Raw genomic sequence first — 5314 nt, 5'->3', positions numbered from 1 at the left:
GGACGGCGTCGATTTCGCCCGCCGTCGTCCAGCGGCCGAGCGTGAAGCAGAGCGAGCCCTCGAGCGCATCACGGCCGCAGCCGATCGCGCGGAGCACGTGCGAGGGCTCGCCGGTCGACGCGTTGCAGGCCGAGCCGGAGGAGGCCGCGATGCCGCGGAGGTCCAGCTCGAGGAGGACGGCGTCCGCCTTCACGCCCGGCACGACGAGGGACGCGTGGTGCGGGAGGCGCCCGTCGCCGCGCGCGCCCGTGACACGGGCCTCCGGGAGCCGGTCGAGCAGTCCCGCGAGCAGCCGGTCGCGCAGCGCGCGGAGCCGCGCGGCCTCCGCCGGGCCCTCGAGCCGGACCAGATCGGCGGCGACGCCCAGGCCGACGATCGCGGGCAGGTTCTCGGTCCCCGATCGGTAGCCGCCCTCCTGGCCGCCGCCCACGATGACGGGCGCGAGCTTCACGTCGGCCCGCACCCAGAGCGCGCCGGCGCCGGGCGGCCCGTAGATGTCGTTCGAGGAGAGGGTGAGCAGATCGATCTGCGCGTCGTCCACGGCGAGCGGGACGCGCCCCACCGTGCCGACGCCGTCCACGTGGAAGGGCACGCCGCGCTCGCGGGCGATCCGCCCGACCGCGCGCACGGGCTCGAGCGTCCCGATCTCGCCGTTCGCCGCCATGAGCGACACGAGCGCGGTGTCGTCGCGCATCGCGCGCGCGACCGCCTGCGGGTCCACGCACCCATCGGCGTCCACGCCGACGTAGCTGACGCTCCAGCCCCGCTTCTCGAGATCGCGGCACGCATTGAGGACCGAGATGTGCTCGACCGCCGAGGTGACGACGTGGCGCCCGCGCGCGCGCTCGGCCGCGCCGCGGACCGCGAGGTTGTTCGCCTCGGTGGCGCTCCCCGTGAAGATCACGCCGGCCGGCGTCGCGCCGACGAGCCGGGCGACCTTCGCGCGCGCGCCGTCGAGCGAGGCGCGCGCCTCGAGGCCGAGCGAGTGGGGCGCGGCGGGGTTGCCGACGCCGCCCTCGAGGAACGGCCGCATGACGGCGACGACGCGGGGGTCCACCGGCGAGAACCCCGCGTAGTCCAGGTACACGCGGGGCACGGCGCCGGCGGCGCCGCCGCTAGCCGGCCTTGCGGATGACGAAGCGGAAGACCGCGCCATTCCTCCCGATCTCCACGAGCTCGTTCCCCGTGCGGCTCGTCCAGCTCTTCATGTCCGCCTCGGACGCGGGGTCGTCCGACGTCATCTCGAGGATCTGTCCCGGCCCGAGCCTCTTCATGGCCTCGCGCGTCTTGAGGACAGGCATCGGGCAGAAGAGCCCCAAGCAATCGAGCGTCACGTCGGCCCCTGGCATCGCGCGAAAATCCTTTAGAATTCTGACATTGACAGGGTGTCGCGGCAACAAGAATAATGGCTCAGGATGCCAGGCGCGAGCCCTTCTCCCGACTTCGCGTCTCTCAGTCGACGGCTCAGGCAGCGGGTGCTCGTGGCCCTCTGCGTGACCTCCGGCCTGCCCCTGCTCGTCCTGGGCTACGTCGTCTACCGTTACGTCCTCCCCCGCCTCGACGCGCTGCATCCCGCGAGCGCCGTCGGCCTCGAGGGGCTCATCTTCTTCACCGTGCTCGCGATGGTCGGCGGCGCGTGGCTCATCTGGGACCTCGGGCGGACCGTGGGGCGGATCGCGGAGCTTCTGTCCTCGCAGCCGACCCTCGCGGGGCTCGGCACCCGCACGGACGAGGTCGGCACGCTGATGAAGTCGTTCACGGGCATGCTCGCGACCATCGAGCAGCAGGCGATCGAGATCAACACGTTCGCCACGCGCCTCGACGCCGCGTACAAGGAGCTCGAGGTCACCAACTCCAAGCTCAAGGAGACCTCGTTCCGCGACGAGGTGACGGGGCTCTACAACCGGCGCTTCTTCTCGCTCCGCCTCGAGGAGGAGATGTCGCGCTTCAAGCGCTTCAACCATCCGGTGTCGCTCGTGCTCCTCGACATCGACAACTTCAAGAGCGTCAACGACGAGTTCGGCCACGCCGTCGGCGACGAGACCCTGCGCGAGCTCGCGCAGATCCTCATGAAGCACTCGCGCGGGATCAACGTCGTCTCGCGCTTCGGCGGCGACGAGTTCGCCGTCCTGCTCGTCGAGACCTCGAAGGCCGGCGCGCGGCTCTACGCCGACCGGATCCGCCAGGTCGTCGCGACCTTCCCGTTCTCGCACGGCAAGCCCGTCACCGCCTCGTTCGGCGTCGCGAGCCTGCCCGACGACGAGGTCACGACCTCCGACGACCTCTTCCGCGCCGCGGACGAGGCGCTGTACGCGGCGAAGCGCGCCGGCAAGAACCAGGTCGTCGCCGCGGGGCCCGCGGAGAAGGTGGGCGGCTAGCATGGCCCAGCGGGACATCCTGATCGTCGACGACGACCGCCAGGTCCGCGAGGTCCTCCACCAGATCTTCCTCTCGGTCGGCTACAACTGCCTGCTCGCGAACGACGGCCGCGAGGGCGTGGACGTCTTCAAGGCCGGGCGCCCGCCCCTCGTCGTCACCGACCTCAAGATGCCCGGCATGTCCGGGATCGAGCTGCTGCAGGCGGTGCGGCGGATCGACGGCGACGCGGCGGTCATCGTGCTGACGGGCGCGGCCGACGTGAAGACGGCGATCGACAGCCTCAAGCTCGGCGCGTACGACTTCATCATGAAGCCCGTGAACGTGGACGAGCTGCTCATCGCAGCCGAGCGCGCCTACGAACGCCGCCAGCTCCTGATCGAGCGTCGCGAGTACCACGAGCTCCTCGAGCGCCGGGTCGTCGAGGCCACGCGCGACCTCGCCGACGCCTACCAGCGGCTCCAGGACACCTACCGCTCCACGCTCGAGGCGCTCGGGTCGGCGCTCGACACGCGCGACGTCGGCACCGAGGCGCACTCGCGGCGCGTCCACGGCTACGCGCTCGCCACGGCGCGCGAGCACGGCGTGCCCGAGGCCGACCTCACCGACCTCGGGCACGGGGTCCTGCTCCACGACATCGGCAAGATCGGCATCCCCGACGCGATCCTCCTCAAGCCCGGGCCGCTCACGCCGGACGAGTGGACGATCATGCGGCGCCACCCCGAGATCGGGAAGGCCCTCATCGAGCGGATCCCGTTCCTCCGCGGCGCGGTGCCGATCGTCTGGGCGCACCACGAGAAGTGGGACGGGTCCGGCTACCCGCGCGGCCTCAAGGGCGAGGAGATCCCGCTCGGCGCGCGCATCTTCATGGCCGTGGACGCCTTCGACGCGATGACCTTCGACCGCCCGTACTCGAAGGCCAAGCCCTTCGACGTCGCCAAGGCCGAGATCCGGCGCTGCGCGGGCACCCACTTCGACCCCACGGTCGTGGAGTCCTTCTTCCGCGTGCCCGAGGCGCTGCTCGAGGAGGTCCGGCGGAAGAGCGTCGAGCCCTGAGGCGGTAGCCTCAGGCGCGATCCTCCATCCCGAGCTCGGCCACGAGGCGCCGCGTCTTCGCGAACGCGGCGGACAGCTCGTCCTCCGAGAGGCCGAGCTCCATGCAGCGCCGCAGGAGCTCGCGCAGCATCTCCGTCCGCAGCACGGCCTCGTCGCGGTTGCCGTCGTCGTTGAGCTGGCGGATGCGGAGCGCGCGCAGGTCGGCGACGCCCTCGAGGGCGCGCGCGAGCGTCGCGCGTGTCTCCGCCTGGCGGTCGGGGCCGATGTCGGCGAAGCGGAGCGCGTGGACGAGCGGGTCGACCGCCTCCTCGTACTGGCCCGCCTCCACCCGGCGCACGCCGAGCCGCGTGTAGCCCCACCACAGCCGCTGGTCCACCTCCTCGCGGCGCTTCGGCGGAAGCGCCTCGTGGGCGATCGTGGTGAGCAGTTCCTCGGCGCGCCGGAGCGAGGCGAGCGCCTCGGACTCGCGCTCCTCCTGCATGCTGCGGATCGCCTGCGCGGTGAGCTGGCCGATCTCGCCGCCGAAGGTCCCGGTGAGGAGATGCTCGAAGTCGTCGACCAGCTCCGAGGGGAGGTGTGGGTCGTCGAGCGTCTCGCGCACGAGCCGCCGGGCCGTCTCGAAGTCCTGGCGCTGGAGGAGCCGGTTGACCGCCTGCTCGCAAGCGGGCCAGAGCGCCGCGCGCGCCTGCGTGCCCAGCTCGGCGAGCCGGGTGTCGGCGGGCGCCAGCGCGAGTCCGCGCGCGACCCAGACGAGCGCCGCGCGCAGCTCCGCCACGCGGGTCTCGCTCTCCTGGCCGCCGGCGCGCGCGAGGAGGCTCTGCGCGGCGTGGAGCGAGAGCCCGGCGAGGTGCTGGCGGTACGTCGGCCGCTCGGGCTCGGGCGCGATCGCGAGCGCCGACTCGAGCGCCGCGCACGCGCCCTCGTCGTCGCCCCGCGCCTGCTTCGCGAGCGCCACCACCGCCCAGAGCGCCGCGACCTCGCGGGCGTCGTCCTCGACGAGCGACTCGGCGCGAACGCGGCCGAGCGCGTCCTCGCCGATCGAGACGACCTCGTCGTGCCGTCGGTTCTGGTAGAGGGCGAAGCAGGTCTCGACCAGCGCCGGATCGAGCTGCCGCTCGGCCGGGACGGGCCCGGCGGGAGGAACGGGCGTGACGGAGCCCTCCCGCAGATCGCTCGGCCCGCCCTCGGCCTGATCCGGCCTCGCTGACCCCGCGCCGACGGGCTGCGGAACGACGGACGGCGTGAGAGGCGGGCGCGGCGGCGCCGGTGGCGCGGGCGCGACGTCGGGGCGCGGCGCGCTCCGGGGCGGCGGGGTGCTCGGGCCCGCGGCGGCGGCGCCCGACGCCGCGATCGCGTGCCGCGCGTGGGATCGCGCGTGGGGCGAGACCTTGCTCCGCCGTTTCCTCGGCGGCGCGCCTTCCGCCGCGGGCGGCGGCTCGGGCCGGGCCGCGGACGCCGGCGGCGGGACCGGCTTCGCGACCGGCGCCGGCGCCGCGCGCGGGGGCCGCGCCGCGGCGGGCGGCGGCGCAAGCGGGGTCGACGCGCGGCGCACGGGGAGGCGCGGCTTCGACGGCCACAGGAGCTCGATCACGCCGAGCACCAGGAGGGCGAGCCCGCCCGCGGCGGCGATCAGGATCAGCGCTTCTTCGCTCAGCACTCGACGTCCACCGGGCGGCGCTCGGCGATCGAGCGGTACGCCGCGAGCACGACCGCGAGGTCGCGCCGGCCCGACGTCCCGTCACTCTCGGGCGCGTGGCCCGTCTCCATCGCTCGGACGAACTCGCTCAGCATCCGCTCGTATCCCCTCCGGTCGCGGAGGAAGAGCCGGCACCGGGTGCCGGTCACGTTCCGGACGAGCGCCCAGCGGCCCTGGTTGTCCACC

General features: G+C 73.6%; 6 protein-coding genes. 2 read left to right on the top strand and 4 right to left on the bottom strand.

Going from position 1 to position 5314, the window contains the following annotated elements; genetic code table 11:
• On the bottom strand, nt 1-1096 hold a 1096-nt coding region (locus VKG64_12025; GenBank protein ID HKB25768.1), incomplete at its 3' end, for a cysteine desulfurase family protein.
• A gap of 19 nt (nt 1097-1115) precedes the next feature.
• Nucleotides 1116-1349 carry a sulfurtransferase TusA family protein gene (locus VKG64_12020; GenBank protein HKB25767.1) on the bottom strand — a complete coding sequence of 78 codons (234 nt, stop codon included), beginning with the start codon at nt 1347-1349 and terminating at the stop codon, nt 1116-1118.
• 126 nt (nt 1350-1475) lie between these two features.
• Between VKG64_12020 and VKG64_12015 the strand changes: the two genes are divergently transcribed.
• Together VKG64_12015 and VKG64_12010 are read left to right on the top strand one after the other, a co-directional pair.
• Complete coding sequence (locus VKG64_12015) at nt 1476-2378, top strand: diguanylate cyclase (GenBank protein HKB25766.1); 903 nt, start codon at nt 1476-1478, stop codon at nt 2376-2378.
• A gap of 1 nt (nt 2379) precedes the next feature.
• Nucleotides 2380-3432, top strand: a complete 1053-nt coding sequence (locus tag VKG64_12010; protein HKB25765.1) for an HD domain-containing phosphohydrolase — start codon at nt 2380-2382, stop codon at nt 3430-3432.
• A 10-nt stretch (nt 3433-3442) separates the two neighbouring features.
• On the opposite strand, the gene VKG64_12005 is transcribed toward VKG64_12010, so the two are convergent.
• Both VKG64_12005 and VKG64_12000 read right to left on the bottom strand, forming a co-directional pair.
• A complete protein-coding gene (locus VKG64_12005) occupies nt 3443-5089 on the bottom strand; it encodes a hypothetical protein (protein ID HKB25764.1) in 1647 nt (548 codons plus the stop codon).
• Nucleotides 5083-5314, bottom strand: a 232-nt coding sequence (locus VKG64_12000) for a hypothetical protein (GenBank protein HKB25763.1), incomplete at its 5' end; no start/stop codon positions are given. The genes VKG64_12005 and VKG64_12000, both read right to left, overlap by 7 nt.

It is taken from the genome of Candidatus Methylomirabilota bacterium (assembly GCA_035260325.1).
In the GTDB taxonomy this organism is placed as follows: domain Bacteria; phylum Methylomirabilota; class Methylomirabilia; order Rokubacteriales; family CSP1-6; genus AR19.
The sequence above is the reverse complement of the archived record's forward strand: the minus strand, read 5'-3'. Positions and strand labels throughout refer to the sequence as shown.

Coding starts and splice junctions, on each gene's coding strand:
- VKG64_12010 (HKB25765.1), top strand. CDS start 2,380: ATGGCCCAGCGGGACATCCTGATCGTCGACGACGACCGCCAGGTCCGC.
- VKG64_12020 (HKB25767.1), bottom strand. CDS start 1,349: ATGCCAGGGGCCGACGTGACGCTCGATTGCTTGGGGCTCTTCTGCCCG.